This is a genomic window from Bacteroides sp. HPS0048, assembly GCF_964240755.1.
Classification (GTDB): Bacteria; Bacteroidota; Bacteroidia; order Bacteroidales; family Bacteroidaceae; genus Bacteroides; species Bacteroides nordii.
On the sequence record NZ_CAXSVC010000047.1, the window covers coordinates 1 to 17,240 of the forward strand.

Here is a 17,240-nt window from a genome sequence, read left to right on the forward strand (position 1 = left end):
TTACCACTGAGTTTCACAGAGGAATAAGCCGTATTCTTATTTATTCTGTTTATGAAGGATAATCAATACTCTGTGTTCCTCTGTGAAACTCGGTGGTGAAAAAATGATTTGTGTGATTTACGCTTTATTTCTGATTTTTTGTTATATATTTATTCTTAAAACTGCCTGTTTCTTATAGAATGATATTTTTTTGAATAAAAAAGTAACGTTTTATTTGCTGGGAAAGAAATAATCTCTACCTTTGCATCGTTAAATAACAAAAGAGATAACTAAGATGAATCAATCATTTATACATATTCTACTGTGTGGTATTATTATTCTGCTGGCAAAGGTCGGGGGAAGTGAGTGTCGCGCGTAAATGTGTATGATGAAAATATACGAAAGCCTTTCTCACTTCCTGGTGCGAAAGGCTTTTTTAATAGTGGATAATCAGATTAAAAACAATAAAAGATGAGTGACAGATTATTTATTTTCGACACCACCCTCCGTGATGGTGAACAGGTTCCGGGATGCCAGTTGAATACAGTGGAAAAGATTCAGGTTGCGAAAGCGTTGGAGACACTGGGAGTAGATGTAATTGAAGCTGGATTTCCTATTTCCAGTCCGGGGGATTTTAATTCGGTAATTGAGATTTCTAAAGCCGTGACATGGCCTACGATTTGTGCGTTGACACGTGCGGTTCAGAAAGATATTGATGTAGCAGTAGACGCATTGAAATTTGCTAAGCGTAAACGTATTCATACGGGAATTGGTACATCTGATTCACATATTAAATATAAATTCAATTCTAACCGTGAAGAAATAATCGAACGTGCAGTAGCTGCTGTTAAATATGCACGGCGTTTTGTAGACGATGTAGAGTTTTATGCAGAAGATGCAGGACGCACGGAGAATGAATATCTGGCACGGGTGGTAGAAGCGGTTATTAAAGCTGGTGCTACTGTAGTGAATATTCCTGATACAACAGGTTATTGTCTTCCTTCGGAATATGGAGCGAAAATTAAATATCTGGTAGATCATGTTTCTGGTATTGAAAATGCAATAATTTCGACTCACTGTCATAACGACTTAGGTATGGCTACTGCTAATACAATGGCTGGGGTACTGAATGGTGCACGTCAGGTGGAGGTGACTATTAATGGTATTGGTGAACGTGCAGGTAATACGGCGCTTGAAGAAATAGCAATGATTATCAAGAGTCATCATGAAATCGAGATAGAAACGAACATTAGTACACAGAAAATATATCCCACCAGTCGCATGGTATCGAGTTTGATGAATATGCCGGTACAACCTAATAAGGCTATCGTGGGGCGTAATGCTTTTGCCCATTCGTCGGGAATACATCAGGATGGCGTACTGAAGAATGTACAAACCTATGAAATTATTGATCCTAAGGATGTGGGTATTGATGATAACTCCATTGTATTGACTGCACGCAGTGGCCGTGCTGCTTTGAAAAATCGTCTTTCTATGTTGGGTGTAACGCTTGACCAGGAAAAATTGGACAAGGTATATGAGGAATTCCTGAAGCTTGCAGACCGGAAAAAAGATATTCATGATGATGATATTCTTGTATTGGCAGGAGCTGATCGTAGTGGGAATCATCGTATTAAACTGGAATATCTTCAGGTGACAAGTGGGGTAGGCGTACGGTCAGTTGCCAGTCTGGGACTGAACATCTCCGGAGAGAAGTTTGAAGCAGCCGCCAGTGGTAATGGTCCTGTTGATGCAGCTATCAAGGCATTGAAACGAATAATAGATCGTCATATGACATTGAAAGAATTTACTATCCAAGCCATTAGTAAAGGAAGTGATGATGTGGGTAAAGTGCATATGCAGGTAGAATATGACAACCAGATGTATTACGGATTTGGCGCAAATACGGATATTATTGCCGCTTCCGTAGAAGCTTATATCGACTGTATTAATAAGTTCACCAAGTAACTTTAATCGTAAATTGTAAATCGCTAAATTGTAAATAAACAGATGAATACATTATTTGATAAAATTTGGGATGCACATGTGGTTACCACAGTAGAAGATGGTCCCACTCAGCTCTATATCGACAGACTGTACTGTCATGAAGTAACGAGTCCGCAGGCTTTTGCCGGACTGCGTGAACGTGGAATAAAATGTTTCCGTCCGGAAAAGATATATTGTATGCCCGATCATAATACACCGACACATGATCAGGATAAACCCATTGAAGATCCGATATCAAAAACACAGGTAGATACTTTGACGAAGAATGCGAAAGATTTTGGGTTGACTCACTTCGGCATGATGGACAAAAGAAACGGTATTATCCACGTAGTCGGTCCCGAACGTGGATTAACTTTGCCTGGAATGACTATTGTTTGCGGTGATTCACACACTTCTACCCATGGTGCGATGGGAGCGATTGCTTTTGGTATCGGAACAAGTGAGGTAGAGATGGTACTTGCTTCGCAATGTGTATTGCAGTCTCGTCCCAAGACAATGCGCATTACTGTGGATGGAAAATTAGGCAAGGGAGTGACAGCGAAAGATGTTGCACTCTATATGATGTCTAAAATGACAACCAGTGGTGCTACCGGATATTTTGTGGAATATGCAGGTGAAGCCGTTCGCAGTTTGAGTATGGAAGGTCGTCTGACATTGTGTAATCTTTCTATAGAGATGGGAGCACGTGGTGGTATGGTGGCTCCGGATGAGGTGACTTTTGAATATATCAAAGGACGTGAAAGCGCTCCGAAAGGAGAAGAGTGGGACAAAGCGATAGAGTATTGGAAAACACTGAGAAGTGATGCTGACGCTGTTTTTGATAAAGAGGTGCGTTTTGAGGCAACCGATATAGAGCCAATGATTACTTATGGGACGAACCCGGGTATGGGTATGGGCATTACACAATCCATTCCGACTACGGAAGGAATGAATGAAACAACCAAAACTTCTTTTGTAAAGTCTTTGGATTATATGGGATTTAAACCGGGCGAACCGTTACTGGGCAAGAAGATTGATTATGTATTCTTAGGTGCATGTACCAATGGACGTATTGAGGACTTCCGTGCATTTGCTTCTCTGGTAAAGGGTAGGAAAAAGGCGGAACATGTGATAGCATGGCTGGTACCAGGGTCCTGGATGGTAGATGCGCAAATCCGGGAAGAAGGATTGGATAAAATACTGGAAGAAGCCGGATTTGCGATCCGTCAGCCGGGATGTTCAGCTTGTCTGGCAATGAATGATGATAAGGTTCCTGCAGGTAAGTATTCAGTTTCTACGAGTAACCGGAATTTTGAAGGACGTCAGGGACCGGGAGCACGTACATTGTTGGCAAGTCCTCTTGTAGCCGCTGCGGCAGCTGTGACAGGGGTGATAACAGATCCCAGAGAACTTTAATCGTAAATTGTAAACGTACCTATGTGATAAAGATTAAATAATATTTATGACCGTAGGGAATAAATTGTAAATAAACAGATGAAAGCAAAATTCAATATCATAACAAGTACATGTGTACCTCTTCCTTTGGAAAATGTGGATACAGACCAGATTATTCCGGCACGTTTTCTAAAAGCTACTACCCGTGAGGAAAAGTTTTTTGGCGATAACCTCTTCCGTGACTGGCGTTACTATCCGGATGGTTCATTAAATAAAGACTTTGTGTTGAACAATCCCACCTATGGAGGACAGATATTGGTGGCAGGAAAGAACTTTGGTTCGGGTTCCAGCCGTGAACATGCTGCATGGGCAATAGCCGGATATGGCTTCCGTGTAGTGGTAAGTAGCTTCTTTGCCGATATTCATAAGAATAATGAGTTGAATAATTTTGTATTGCCTGTAGTGGTGACAGAGGAGTTTCTGGCGGAATTGTTTGATTCTATCTTTAAAAATCCTAAAACAGAGGTGGAAGTAAATCTGCCGGAACAGACTATTACTAATAAAGCTACCGGAAAGAGTGAACACTTCGAGATTAATACATATAAAAAACATTGTCTGATGAATGGATTGGACGATATCGATTTTTTGTTGACGAATAAGGATAAGATAGAGGCGTGGGAAAGAAAATGAATTAATTCCGTTGTCCGTGTGCCATAAAAATGATAACAACAATATTAAATAACGATGAAAAATAATCATCCCAAAATAGAAATCATGGACACTACTCTCCGCGATGGTGAACAAACCAGTGGAGTATCTTTTGTGCCTCATGAGAAACTAATGATTGCCCGACTGCTGTTGGAAGAGCTGAAGGTAGACCGTGTGGAAATAGCTTCGGCGCGTGTGTCTGAAGGAGAATTCGATGCGGTAAAGATGATTTGCGACTGGGCAGCGCGGAGAAATCTGCTACATAAAGTGGAAGTGCTGGGTTTTGTTGATGGTCGTACTTCACTGGATTGGATACATGCTACCGGATGCCGCGTTATCAATTTGTTGTGTAAGGGATCTTTGAAACACTGTATGTATCAGTTGAAAAAGACACCGGAGGAACATATCGAAGACATACTTGCCGTAGTGAATTATGCCAATGAACTGGATATTGAAGTCAATGTATATCTGGAAGATTGGAGCAATGGTATGAAGGATTCACCCGAATATGTATTTCAGATTGTCGATGCTTTGAAAGAGACAAGTATCAAGCGTTTTATGCTGCCTGATACATTGGGGGTATTGAATCCGTTGCAAGTCATTGAATTTATGCGGAAGATGAAGAAGCGCTACCCTGATACACACTTTGATTTTCATGCGCATAATGACTATGATCTGGCAGTGAGCAATGTACTTGCAGCTGTACTAAGTGGAGTTAAAGGACTTCATACAACAATTAATGGATTGGGTGAACGTGCAGGTAATGCACCTTTGGCAAGTGTGCAGGCTATCTTGAAAGATCATTTTAATGCTATTACCAATATCGATGAAAGTCGTTTAAATGATGTAAGTCGTGTGGTAGAATCTTATTCGGGTATTGTGATACCTGCCAATAAGCCGATTGTAGGTGAAAATGTATTTACGCAGGTGGCTGGGGTACATGCTGATGGAGACAATAAGAGTAATCTTTATTGTAATGATCTTCTGCCTGAACGATTTGGTCGGATCCGTGAGTATGCTCTCGGAAAGACTTCGGGTAAGGCGAATATCCGTAAAAATCTTGAAAGTCTTGGCTTAGAGCTTGACGAAGAGTCTATGCGGAAAGTGACTGAGCGCATCATCGAATTAGGAGACAAGAAAGAGCTTGTCACACAGGAAGATCTTCCATATATCATCTCTGATGTACTGAAACACGACGGTATGAATAATAAAGTAAAACTGAAAAGCTATTTTGTAACGCTGGCGCATGGGTTAAAGCCGATGGCTACGTTGAGTGTTGAGATAGACGGGCAGATTCATGAGGAAAGTTCGTCGGGGGATGGTCAGTATGATGCCTTTGTGCGTGCTCTACGCAAAATCTATAAGGTGACGCTGGGACGGAAATTCCCAATGCTGATCAATTATGCAGTAAGTATTCCTCCCGGTGGGCGTACTGACGCTTTTGTACAGACTGTTATCACCTGGAGTTTTGGTGAGAAAGTGTTTCGTACCCGTGGTTTGGATGCCGACCAAACAGAAGCGGCTATCAAGGCGACTATTAAGATGCTGAATATAATAGAAGAATATTAATAATAGTGATTAATTTTAGTGATTAGTGAGAAGTGATTAGCAGGCTGCGCTATCATACCGAATGGTATTAATCACTTATCACTAATCATCAATCACTAAAATTAATCACTAATCACTAATCATTAATTAACATGGATTTTAAAATTGCAGTATTAGCAGGTGACGGTATCGGACCCGAAATTTCCGTACAGGGGGTAGAGGTAATGAGTGCCGTTTGCGAGAAGTTTGGACATAAAGTAAATTATGAATACGCCATTTGTGGTGCAGATGCGATCGATAAAGTGGGGGATCCCTTTCCGGAAGAAACTTACCGTGTATGTAAGGAAGCAGACGCTGTACTTTTTTCTGCTGTAGGTGATCCGAAGTTTGATAATGATCCTACAGCAAAAGTTCGTCCGGAGCAGGGACTGTTGGCTATGCGTAAGAAGCTGGGACTTTTTGCCAATATCCGTCCGGTGCAGACTTTTAAATGCCTGGTTCATAAGTCTCCTCTTCGTGCGGAACTGGTAGAAGGAGCTGATTTCCTTTGTATTCGTGAACTGACAGGAGGTATGTATTTTGGTGAAAAATATCAGGATAATGACAAAGCCTATGATACGAATATGTATACTCGTCCGGAGATAGAGCGTATACTGAAGGTTGCTTTTGAGTATGCAATGAAACGCCGCAAGCATCTTACGGTGGTAGATAAGGCAAATGTTCTTGCATCCAGTCGTTTATGGCGTCAGATAGCACAAGAAATGGCGCCTGCTTATCCTGAGGTAACCACTGACTATATGTTTGTGGATAATGCAGCAATGAAAATGATTCAGGAACCGAAGTTCTTTGATGTGATGGTGACTGAAAATACTTTTGGCGATATCCTCACGGATGAAGGTTCGGTTATAAGTGGTTCTATGGGATTGCTCCCTTCTGCTTCAACCGGCGAAAGTACTCCGGTATTTGAACCTATTCATGGTTCGTGGCCGCAGGCAAAGGGATTGAATATTGCTAATCCGTTGGCGCAAATTCTGTCAGTAGCTATGTTGTTTGAGTATTTTGACTGTAAAGAAGAAGGAGCGTTGATTCGCAAAGCTGTAGATGCATCACTGGACGAAAAGGTACGTACTCCGGAGATTCAGGTAGAAGGTGGTGAAAAGTATGGAACCAAAGAAGTTGGTAAATGGGTGGTTGATTATATTAAGAAGAGCTGATGATCAGTAAAAGAACCTCGATACAAAAATAAAAAGGGCCTAAAGCTTGACTTTAGCCTTTGAAAATCGTATCTTTGCCATTGTAATCATAAAATATATTCAGTTAGATTACACTTGAAGGAGAAAGTTTATCGCTTTCTCCTTTTTTGTGTCTATATCCTATATAAAGCTTCTGAATAGGGTATTTATTACCGGTCAGAAGGTATGTTAGCCCAAATAAGAAGGTATGTTACGGTGAATCACATGCCGTGTTGCGCTAGATTACATACTATGTTGCGATGCAAGTGCCATTGTGTTGCGATGCAACATGCGGCAAGACGAAAAACTGAGTTTGTTTCGTTAAGAATCAATAAATCTGCTCTTGACAGAAATTCTGTCTACCTCTTTTTTCTGTCTCTTATTATATCACTTGTATAGTCGAGTAGATCAGTATGCCTATCACCGTTAGTAATCCTGTATAAATGATAACTTGTGTTTGACGTGCTTTTCTGAAGTCTTCTTTGGTAACTCTTGTGAGCAGATAGTACATCAACATAGCTCCACCTAATCCTACTAACATTCCTACCACTAAATCTCCCGGATAATGCAATCCCAGATAGATGCGCGTGTAGCAATTAACGGTTGCCCATGTACAAATGAAAATACTGAGCCAGCGTTTGCGGAACAGGAACACCAGAAAGAACGCTAAACCAAAAGAGTTGGAAGCATGGCAAGAGGGAAAACCGAAACCACCTCCACGTCTTCCGTTGACGATATGTACGAGGTCTGCAATGGGACTGGCAGGGTTGGAAGGGCGGGGGCGTTCTACGATGGGACGAATGACGGTTGCACAAACCTGATCGGCGAAAGTGATAGTCAGCGCGATACCTATGAGGCAGAATAGAACGACTTTCCAGTTGAAATTTTTAAGTAATACATATAGTATACTTGCGTACATGGGTACCCATATCCACTTTCCAGTGAAAACGGGCATGAAATAGTCTCCGAATGTATTGTGAAATCCATTCAGGTAAAGTAATAAATTCTGGTCTGCTTCAACAAGTGATTGTAATAGTCCGTATGTCATATTGTTTAATATTAATTCAAATTTAGAGTTGGTAGGGGAGAATAGAACAACTTATCTTTTTGCAATGTCATCATATAGCTTTTGCAAGTATGTTTTTCCCTTATCCAGATTTTCGCCTTTGTGTGTACCTTCATCCAGTACAACAGAATTTGATTCGCAATCAAATACAACTGCGTTATCGGGTGTTACCATTCCGAATGCATTTGGGAATGTAAAGAATGCAAAGTGAGGAGAATCCGGGTTTAGCATGTTCTTACTGAAAGTAAATTCGTCATGTGGCAATCCTAACTGTGCCAATAAAGTAGCAGCGATATCTATCTGAGAACCGTAAGTCGTTATTTGTCTGGGTTCCTTAACTGCGCCTCCGGTGAGGATCAACGGAATAGTGTAGCGGGCAGGTGAGAGGTTGTTAATATCCTCCGGATAGACTCCCAAATGATCCGGTACAAGAATTACTACGGTGTTCTTCCAAAGCGGAGTTTCTTTGAGTTGACGCACGAAATCTCCGGTGCAACTATCAGTATAGGCAAACGCGTTTAGTCTGGCGTTGGATAGTTTTCTGTAAGGCACTTCAAATGGTTCGTGGCTACTGGATGTTTGCAATATTTTGAAGAACGGCTCTTTTTGTGGTTTGGTTTTCAGATCGGTTATCATCCGATTGAATACGATGTGGTCATGGGCGCCCCATTTACTGAGACGCTCGGATACAGGAAAATCATCCTCAGAAATAATGTCTTCAATACCTGTGGAAACAAGGAATGAACGCATATTGGTGAAGTCGGCATCTCCCCCGTAATAATATTGCAGGTCGTATCCTGCTTTTTTCAGACTGGCAGGAATAGAGGGCAGACTTTGTGTTTTGCGTGTATACTTCATGATACTGGTGGTAGGCTGCGCCGGATAGCCACTGATGATGGATACCAGTCCCCGGTCCGTACGGAAGCTATTGGCATAGAAATGGGTGAACAAAATTCCTTCATTAGCAAATTTGTCCATGTTGACTGCTATGCCTGGTTCTCCACCGAGAGTTTCCATTAAATGAGAAGAAAAGCTCTCGAGCACTATCATGATAATATTGGGATACTCGGTATTAAATAATTGCGGGATAGAATCTGTAACAGGTTTATCTATCAGTGCTGCGAACAGGTGGTCTGCCTCTTCGGCTGGCAGAAAACGATATTGTTTATCGAAAGCAACTTGCCGGGAGAAAGAGTCCATCAAGCTAAAACAAGGATTGATGGCTGCGTGATTCAGTTTCTGATTGGCGCTGAAAAAAACTTTTCCGAGGTTCATGGTTGCAACACTGAATCCTCCGCGTATGGGGATAAACAATAGGGCAGTGGCCAATAACAGAACGCCGGATACACTTACCCGGCGAAAAGGTATTTTCAAGGGGCGTTTGGCGTTGTTCAATATGAAAGATAACAAGAAATAGAGAAGTGCTGCATAAACTACCATGCCCAATATACCTCCCAATACTATCCAGATACTGACACTGGCCAGTGCGTCTTTGGGCGAAGAGAAGAAATAAAATAACGGTGTAGTGTCAAGCCGGAATCCCCAATAACCATATAATCCAAGATCGCTTATAAATATGCAGGAGAGTAATATGGATACTATTATGATATAGATGCGGCGTATCTGTTGTAGTTTTTTAGAATCAGTCCAGGCAGATGCTATCAGCAGCAATCCCGGGATTACAGTCAAATATCCTGCCATCGAAAAGTCGAGCGGAAGCCCATGCCACATTACACTAAACCATTCTGTCCATGATACCTTATCATATAAGGTGTGATAGTAGGCCATAAATGCAGGCTTTTGCAGGATAAATATAAATACAAAAAGGAAATAAGTAGTAACGAATTGTATAAGTCTTCTTTTCATACTATATACTTAAAAAGATTGAACGTAGGCAAAGGTACTATACTTTTCTTTATCTTTGTGCATTAACTGACGTAAAACAGTGGTAATTATGAAAAAAATAGCAAAGAATCTGATCGGTTTGATAGGGCATACCCCTTTGATGGAGTTGTCTGGCTATAGTACAAAACATGGTTTGACTGGCAGTATTGTAGCAAAACTGGAAGCATTCAATCCGGCCGGAAGCGTGAAAGACCGTGTAGCACTTTCGATGATTGAAGATGCCGAAGAGCGTGGAATCCTTAAACCGGGAGCAACGATAATAGAACCTACAAGTGGAAATACCGGCGTAGGTCTGGCAATGGTGGCTACTATTAAGGGATATCATTTAATATTGACCATGCCCGAAACGATGAGTCTGGAACGTAGAAACCTGCTAAAAGCTCTGGGAGCACAAATTGTACTGACAGATGGGCTGAAAGGAATGGCAGGTTCTATTGTAAAGGCGCAGGAGCTGAAAGCAACTATTCCCGGTTCGGTGATACTTCAACAGTTCGAGAATCAGTCTAATGCGGCAGTGCATCAGCATACTACAGGTGAGGAAATCTGGGAAGATACAGATGGGCAGATAGCTGTTTTTGTGGCCGGCGTAGGTACAGGTGGGACTGTATGTGGAGTGGCTCGCGCATTGAAGAAACATAATCCGAATGTTTATGTAGTGGCCGTTGAACCTGCTGCCTCTCCGGTGCTGGCAGGTGGAGCAGCAGCTCCTCATCGGATACAAGGTATTGGTGCAAATTTTATTCCGAAGATCTATGATGCTTCCGTAGTGGATGAGGTAATGGGAGTACCTGATGATGAAGCAATACGTGGTGGGCGTGAATTGGCGGCTACGGAAGGATTGCTGGCAGGAATATCTTCTGGAGCGGCTGTTTATGCGGCACGAAAGTTGGCAGAGCGTCCTGAATTTGCCGGAAAAATGATTGTGGCACTGTTGCCCGATACCGGTGAACGTTATTTGTCGACAGAACTGTTTGCGTTCGATGCTTATCCGCTTGAATAAATAGTGATTAGTGAGTAGTGATTAGTGATAAGTGGCATGCGGGTCTCACCGTTCACTATCCCATTGCTACTCACTTATCACTACTCACTTATCACTACTCACTAACCACTATTTAAGATGAAATCTATATTTATCCTTTTTCTTCTCTTTTTCTCTTTATCGCTTTCGGCACAAACCTATAGTGAGTTGTTGGAACAAGCTATTGATTGTATAGAGAAAGATAGCCTTGTTCGGGCGGAAGAACTCCTTGTTCAGGCCATGAAACTTGAACCTTCTAATCCTCATAATGCTTTGCTCTTTTCGAATCTAGGATTAGTACAGAAACGTTTAGGGCGTTATGATGATGCACTTCAGTCGTATACTTATGCACTAAACATTGCTCCTACTGCTGTGCCTATTTTGCTGGATCGTGCCGCTCTTTATATGGAAAAGGGAATGACGGATCGTGCTTATCTGGATTATTGTGAGGCTCTTGATGCCGACAAAGTGAATAAGGAAGCTTTGTTGATGCGTGCCTATATTTATACGATCAGACGTGATTATAAAGCTGCTCGTGCGGATTATGACCGCTTGCTGGAAATTGACCCGAAGAGCTATAGTGGACGCCTTGGGTTGGCTACTCTTGAACAGAAAGAGGGAAAATTTCGCGAGGCGCTTGAGATAATCAATAAATTGCTGGTTGAGAATCCGGATGACGCGACTCTTTATGTGGCGCGTGCCGATGTAGAACGTGAAATGGAACATGTAGAATTGGCTCTTGTTGATCTTGAACAAGCTATTCGCTTATCGCCATCGTTAATTGATGCTTATTTACTTCGGGGCGATATCTATCTGCTTCAAAAGAAAAAAGGTCTTGCCAAAACAGATTTTGAAAAGGCTATTTCACTTGGAGTACCGCAATCCGATCTCTATGAGAGATTGAAACAATGTAAATAGTATAAGGCTTTCTACTCGAACTGGCGTATTACTTCTACAAATTCTTTGCCGTATTTCTTTTTTTTAAACTCACCGATACCGCTGATGTTTCCGAATGCTTCAATTGTCATGGGGCGGGAAATACTAAGCAGGTGCAATACTTTGTCTGATAATACAATGTAGGCGGGTATTGCTTCCTGGTCTGCCAGTTGTTTACGAACTCTTCGCAGGGCTTCAAACAAATCTTTATTTTTCGTAGGAGATACTTCTAAAGATAGTTCCTGATTGGTAACAATTTTCATTTTTCTTCCTTTCCGATTTTCGTTTTCGTCTCGTTTTATAATCACTAATTTCGCCTTTCGACGTCCAAATAGTACGTCATTTCCGATTTCCGTAACTTTTAAGTGGTTATTTTCATTGTATGCAATTTCAAAGTACCCAATTTGCAACATTTGTAACAAATAATCCTGCCAGTCTCGTGCCGGAATATCTCTTCCGGCTCCAAAAGTTTTTAGTTTATCATATCCTTTTTCTGTTAATTCAGCGGAGAAAGATCCACGTAAAATGTCAATTAACATGCTTGTACCTATCTGCTGCCCGGTACGCGTAATTGCACTTAATGCTTTTTGTACGATAATGGTTCCGTCAAAACGTTCCGGAGGGTTTCTGCAAACGTCACAATTTCCACAATCTTCCTCTGATTTTTCTCCGAAATAACTTAGTAAGATACGTCTGCGGCAAATGTCTGCTTCGGCGTATTGCTGCATGCGTTGCAACTTCTCAAGATTGATGGTTTGCTGCTTACTTTCGGTGGCAAACTTTGTCAGCAGAATTAAGTCTCCTAATGAATAGAACAAGACTGTATCGCTTGGCATTCCGTCTCTTCCTGCTCGACCTATTTCCTGATAAAAACTCTCGATGCTTTTGGGAAGATTATAATGAATCACCCAGCGGACATTTGACTTGTCAATGCCCATGCCAAAAGCGATTGTGGCACATACTACCTGGATGCGGTCGTTGATAAAATCGTCTTGTGTATTGTCTCGTTGGTATGCTGAAAGCCCGGCGTGATAGATTCCACAGCGTATTCCGTGTTTTTGTAACATCTGTGCTACAGTTTCCGTTTTACTGCGACTCATACAATAGATAATGCCGCTTTCATCGGCGTGGCGGTCAATAAATTCCAGTATTGCTTTACTCTTTTCTTTCTGTTGATAACCGCGCTTTACAGTGAGGCTGAGATTGGGGCGATCGAAAGAAGAAATGAATATTTTCGGGTCGGTCAGATGCAGTTGACGAATGATGTCTCCACGGGTAATTTTATCTGCCGTTGCTGTCAGTGCAATGATGGGTACCTGCGGAAACATCTGATGTAATATTCCCATTTGAGCATACTCTGGGCGGAAATCATGTCCCCATTGCGAAATGCAGTGTGCTTCGTCAATGGCAAATAGAGAAAGGTTCATATCACGTAGCAGGTAGTCTACTTCCGTAATCAGTTTTTCGGGGGATATATATAGCAATTTTATTTTTCCTTCTATACAAGCGCGACGCAGATTGGCATTCTCTGTTTCATCATTACTGCTATTCAAGGCTCCAGCGGCTATTCCGTTGGCACGGAGTGCTTCTACCTGATCTTTCATTAGTGAAATGAGTGGTGACACTACTATAGCAGTTCCTTCGCAAAGCAGAGCCGGGAGTTGGTAGCAAATGGATTTTCCACCTCCGGTAGGCATTAGTACCAGACTGTCTTTCCGGTTCAGCAGATTCCGGATAATTTCTTCTTGTAAGGGGCGAAAACTTTCATAACCAAAGTAGGTCTTCAGCGTTTGGATCATGGTTCGTATATTGAGACTTTTTGCAAAGGTACTATTTTCTTTTATCTATCATATATGTATGTATAAGATGGACAGAAATAAAGTCTTTCCGTGGAAGAAAACGATATGCTAAAAAGTTAAAGTTTCTTATTATAGCGCTTCTTCTCCCCTATTTTGACGTTTTTAACTACTTTCCTATAAAAAATATATACGCAAAATTTGTGTATGTGAAAATAATGTATGAAATTTGTAACATAATAATGTTGTTACATTGTAGCAATAATTAAAAACAAACCCTAACCAGTTAATTCAATGAGTGATTTAGAAAACAAAAAACAGGAAGAGACTCCCAAAAAGCGCCCTTACAATCTGAGGGAGAAGAAGGAGAAAAAAGCTGCTTACCGTTCTTTAATAAGACCGGAATTGGCAGATGAGTTGTATGACAAGATATTGAATATCGTTGTCGTTCAAAAGAAGTACAGAGATCCGGATTATTCAGCAAAAGATCTGGCCAAAGAGTTGAAAACGAATACGCGTTATTTATCTGCAGTCGTTAATTCTCGTTTTGGACAGAATTATTCTTGTCTTTTGAATGAATATAGAGTGAAGGATGCTCTTCATCTTTTGACTGATAAGAGATATGCCGATAAGAATGTAGAAGAGATCAGTGCAATGGTTGGTTTTGCCAATCGTCAGTCTTTTTATGCTGCTTTCTACAAGAATGTAGGCAAGACTCCTAATGGTTACCGTAAAGAACACGTTGAGAATAGCAAAAAGTAATCACGTATTTCTTTAGTTGAATAAAAAAGGAAATATTCCGGACGAAAAGTTTCGGGATACTTCCTTTTTCATGTTTTTAGAAGATGGGATGAGGGGGATGAATTATAATTTATGAATTGATCGTCCACATAACTTATACATAATCCTATAACTTTATAACTCTTATATACTACTTATGAAAAATCATCTTATTATTTCAGTTGCTACTGCTGCTGTTTTATTGACAGGGTGTAGCGGGACTAAAAAAACAACTGCTCAGGCAGATAAATTTGATTATACAGTGGAACAATTTGCCGATTTACAGATATTGCGTTACCGGGTTCCGGGATTTGAGGACCTGTCGCTTAAACAGAAAGAGTTAGTTTATTATCTTACTGAGGCTGCTCTTGAAGGACGAGACATCCTTTTTGATCAGAATGGGAAATATAATCTTCGTATCCGCCGGATGCTTGAAGCGATATATACTAATTATAAAGGTGATAAAAACAGTGCCGATTTTAAGAATATGGAGACTTACCTTAAACGGGTGTGGTTCTCTAACGGTATTCATCATCATTACGGGTCTGAGAAGTTCGTACCCGGATTCTCTCAGGATTTTCTCAAACAGGCAGTGTTAGGTGTAGATCCTGCGCTACTTCCGTTAGCCGAAGGGCAAACCGTAGAACAGCTGTGCGAAGAGATCTTTCCGGTGATTTTTAATCCCACTATTATGCCCAAACGGGTCAATCAGGCTGATGGGGAAGATCTTGTGTTGACTTCTGCCTGCAATTATTATGATGGAGTGACCCAGGCTGAAGCTGAAGCGTTCTATGCTAAGATGAAAGATCCGAAAGATGAGACTCCGGTTTCTTATGGTTTGAATAGTCGTTTAGTAAAGGAGAATGGTAAGATTCAGGAGAAAGTGTGGAAAGTAGGCGGACTTTATACGCAGGCACTTGAAAAGATTGTCTATTGGTTGAAGAAAGCTGAAGGTGTGGCCGAAGATGATGCTCAGAAAGCTGCTATCAGCAAACTGATTGAGTTTTATGAAACTGGTGATTTGAAGACCTTTGATGAATATGCCATTTTGTGGGTGAAGGATTTGAATTCCCGTATCGATGTGGTAAATGGGTTCACGGAAAGTTATGGTGATCCGCTTGGAATGAAGGCGAGCTGGGAGTCTTTGGTCAATTTTAAAGATCTGGTGGCTACGCAGCGTACTGAAATTATCAGTAGTAATGCGCAATGGTTTGAAGATCACTCTCCGGTGGAGGCACAGTTTAAAAAGAGTGAAGTGAAGGGTGTATCAGCAAAGGTTATTACTGCTGCTATTTTGGCAGGGGATCTTTATCCTGCAACAGCTATTGGTATCAACTTGCCGAATGCTAACTGGATTCGTGCTCATCACGGTTCAAAGTCTGTGACTATTGGCAATATTACCGATGCTTATAATAAGGCTGCCCATGGCAATGGTTTTAATGAAGAGTTTGTGTATAGTGATGCCGAACGGGAACTGATTGACCAGTATTCTGACCTGACGGACGAATTACATACCGATCTGCATGAATGCTTGGGACATGGTTCGGGTAAGTTGCTTCCGGGAGTGGATCCTGATGCATTAAAAGCTTATGGTTCCACTATTGAAGAAGCGCGTGCCGATTTGTTCGGTTTATATTATGTAGCTGATCCGAAGTTGATTGAGCTTGGGTTACTTTCTAGTGACGAGGCCTACAAAGCACAATACTATACATATCTGATGAATGGGCTGATGACCCAACTTGTACGTATTCAGCCGGGTAATACAGTGGAGGAGGCGCATATGCGTAACAGACAGCTCATTGCCCGATGGGTGTTTGAGAAAGGGGCTGCCGATAAGGTAGTAGAACTGGTGAAGAAGGACGGCAAAACATATGTTGTCGTGAATGACTACGAGAAGGTGCGTCAGCTTTTCGGTGAATTGCTTGCTGAGATACAGCGTATTAAATCTACCGGTGACTTTGCTGCTGCCCGTGCTTTGGTTGAAGATTATGCAGTGAAGGTAGATCCAGTGCTTCATGCCGAAGTGCTTGAACGTTATAAGAAACTGAATCTGGCTCCATATAAAGGGTTTGTTAATCCTAAATATGAGGCAGTTACTGATGCGAACGGAACGATTACTGATGTGAAGGTATCATACGATGAAGGTTATGCAGAGCAAATGTTACGCTATAGTAAAGATTACTCTCCGCTACCTTCAGTAAATAACTGATCTGAATGGATATAAAAGAACAATTAAAAGATATAAAGACACAGCTCCGGCTCTCTATGAACGGGGTTGTGTCTCAAAGTATGCGTGAAAAGGGGCTGAATTATAAGCTCAACTTCGGAGTGGAATTGCCCCGTATCAAAAGCATTGCTGCTGCCTATGAAAAGAACCATGATCTGGCGCAGGCATTGTGGAAAGAGGATATTCGTGAATGTAAAATTCTGGCAGGCATCTTACAGCCGGTAGATACTTTCTTTCCGGAGATAGCCGATATCTGGGTAGAGAATATGCCGAATATCGAAATAGCAGAACTTACCTGTATGAATCTTTTTCAGAATTTACCGTATGCTCCTGCCAAGTCTTTCCATTGGATAGCTTCGGAAGAGGAGTATGCACAGGTTTGTGGCTTCCTTACTATTGCCCGTTTATTGGTGAAGAAGGGAGATATGGCCGAACGTCCGGCAGGAGAGTTTCTCGACCAGGCTATTTGTGCAGTGCTATCCGGCACTTATCAGGTACGTAATGCTGCTTTGCTTGCTATCCGTAAATATATGCAACACAGCGAAGAACATGCTTTCCAGGTTTGTCGCCTGGTAGAAAGTATGAAAGACTCTACTGTAGAGGCTGAGCAGATATTATATAATATGGTGGCGGAAGAGGCGGAATAATTTAATAATGTACTAAT

Annotated in this window: 13 protein-coding genes; 10 read left to right on the forward strand and 3 right to left on the reverse strand. The window is 41.5% G+C overall.

Annotation, left to right across the window (positions count from 1 at the left end; translation table 11 throughout):
• Nucleotides 1-450 precede the first annotated feature (450 nt).
• The 5 genes from ACESQI_RS22265 (at nucleotide 451) to leuB (ending at nucleotide 6,830) form a co-directional block, all read left to right on the forward strand.
• Entirely contained in the window at nucleotides 451-1,947 is a 1,497-nt protein-coding gene (locus ACESQI_RS22265) for a 2-isopropylmalate synthase (protein WP_002560884.1), read from the forward strand.
• A 42-nt stretch (nucleotides 1,948-1,989) separates the two neighbouring features.
• On the forward strand, nucleotides 1,990-3,381 hold the full coding sequence (gene leuC, locus ACESQI_RS22270; RefSeq protein ID WP_373127187.1) for a 3-isopropylmalate dehydratase large subunit: 1,392 nt from the start codon (nucleotides 1,990-1,992) through the stop codon (nucleotides 3,379-3,381).
• A gap of 78 nt (nucleotides 3,382-3,459) precedes the next feature.
• Nucleotides 3,460-4,050 carry a 3-isopropylmalate dehydratase small subunit gene (leuD, locus tag ACESQI_RS22275; RefSeq protein ID WP_002560886.1) on the forward strand — a complete coding sequence of 197 codons (591 nt, stop codon included), beginning with the start codon at nucleotides 3,460-3,462 and terminating at the stop codon, nucleotides 4,048-4,050.
• Nucleotides 4,051-4,104: 54 nt separating this feature from the next.
• Nucleotides 4,105-5,637 (forward strand): alpha-isopropylmalate synthase regulatory domain-containing protein, encoded by a 1,533-nt coding sequence (locus ACESQI_RS22280; protein ID WP_002560887.1) that lies wholly within the window; start codon nucleotides 4,105-4,107, stop codon nucleotides 5,635-5,637.
• A 131-nt stretch (nucleotides 5,638-5,768) separates the two neighbouring features.
• The gene (gene leuB / locus ACESQI_RS22285; RefSeq protein WP_002560888.1) at nucleotides 5,769-6,830 is read left to right on the forward strand and encodes a 3-isopropylmalate dehydrogenase; all 1,062 of its coding nucleotides are present in this window, start codon (nucleotides 5,769-5,771) and stop codon (nucleotides 6,828-6,830) included.
• Nucleotides 6,831-7,230: 400 nt separating this feature from the next.
• Here leuB and ACESQI_RS22290 read toward each other — a convergent pair whose 3' ends face one another.
• Both ACESQI_RS22290 and ACESQI_RS22295 read right to left on the reverse strand, forming a co-directional pair.
• Nucleotides 7,231-7,896, reverse strand: a complete 666-nt coding sequence (locus ACESQI_RS22290; RefSeq protein ID WP_002560889.1) for a phosphatase PAP2 family protein — start codon at nucleotides 7,894-7,896, stop codon at nucleotides 7,231-7,233.
• A gap of 51 nt (nucleotides 7,897-7,947) precedes the next feature.
• Nucleotides 7,948-9,780, reverse strand: coding sequence for an LTA synthase family protein (locus tag ACESQI_RS22295; RefSeq protein ID WP_373127190.1), 1,833 nt, complete (start codon nucleotides 9,778-9,780; stop codon nucleotides 7,948-7,950).
• Between the two features lie 88 nt (nucleotides 9,781-9,868).
• Between ACESQI_RS22295 and cysK the strand changes: the two genes are divergently transcribed.
• Together cysK and ACESQI_RS22305 are read left to right on the forward strand one after the other, a co-directional pair.
• Entirely contained in the window at nucleotides 9,869-10,819 is a 951-nt protein-coding gene (gene cysK, locus ACESQI_RS22300; protein WP_320969850.1) for a cysteine synthase A, read from the forward strand.
• Between the two features lie 117 nt (nucleotides 10,820-10,936).
• Nucleotides 10,937-11,755, forward strand: coding sequence for a tetratricopeptide repeat protein (locus ACESQI_RS22305; RefSeq protein WP_320969849.1), 819 nt, complete (start codon nucleotides 10,937-10,939; stop codon nucleotides 11,753-11,755).
• An 11-nt stretch (nucleotides 11,756-11,766) separates the two neighbouring features.
• On the opposite strand, the gene recQ is transcribed toward ACESQI_RS22305, so the two are convergent.
• Nucleotides 11,767-13,572 (reverse strand): DNA helicase RecQ, encoded by a 1,806-nt coding sequence (gene recQ / locus ACESQI_RS22310; protein ID WP_234130157.1) that lies wholly within the window; start codon nucleotides 13,570-13,572, stop codon nucleotides 11,767-11,769.
• Nucleotides 13,573-13,863: 291 nt separating this feature from the next.
• On the opposite strand from recQ, the gene ACESQI_RS22315 reads away from it, so the two are divergent.
• The 3 genes from ACESQI_RS22315 to ACESQI_RS22325 all read left to right on the forward strand — a co-directional run bounded on the left by ACESQI_RS22315 (nucleotide 13,864) and on the right by ACESQI_RS22325 (nucleotide 17,223).
• The gene (locus tag ACESQI_RS22315; RefSeq protein WP_002560894.1) at nucleotides 13,864-14,331 is read left to right on the forward strand and encodes an AraC family transcriptional regulator; all 468 of its coding nucleotides are present in this window, start codon (nucleotides 13,864-13,866) and stop codon (nucleotides 14,329-14,331) included.
• Between the two features lie 175 nt (nucleotides 14,332-14,506).
• A complete protein-coding gene (locus ACESQI_RS22320) occupies nucleotides 14,507-16,558 on the forward strand; it encodes a dihydrofolate reductase (protein ID WP_002560895.1) in 2,052 nt (683 codons plus the stop codon).
• Nucleotides 16,559-16,563: 5 nt separating this feature from the next.
• Nucleotides 16,564-17,223 (forward strand): DNA alkylation repair protein, encoded by a 660-nt coding sequence (locus tag ACESQI_RS22325; RefSeq protein ID WP_195450154.1) that lies wholly within the window; start codon nucleotides 16,564-16,566, stop codon nucleotides 17,221-17,223.
• Nucleotides 17,224-17,240: the final 17 nt, after the last annotated feature.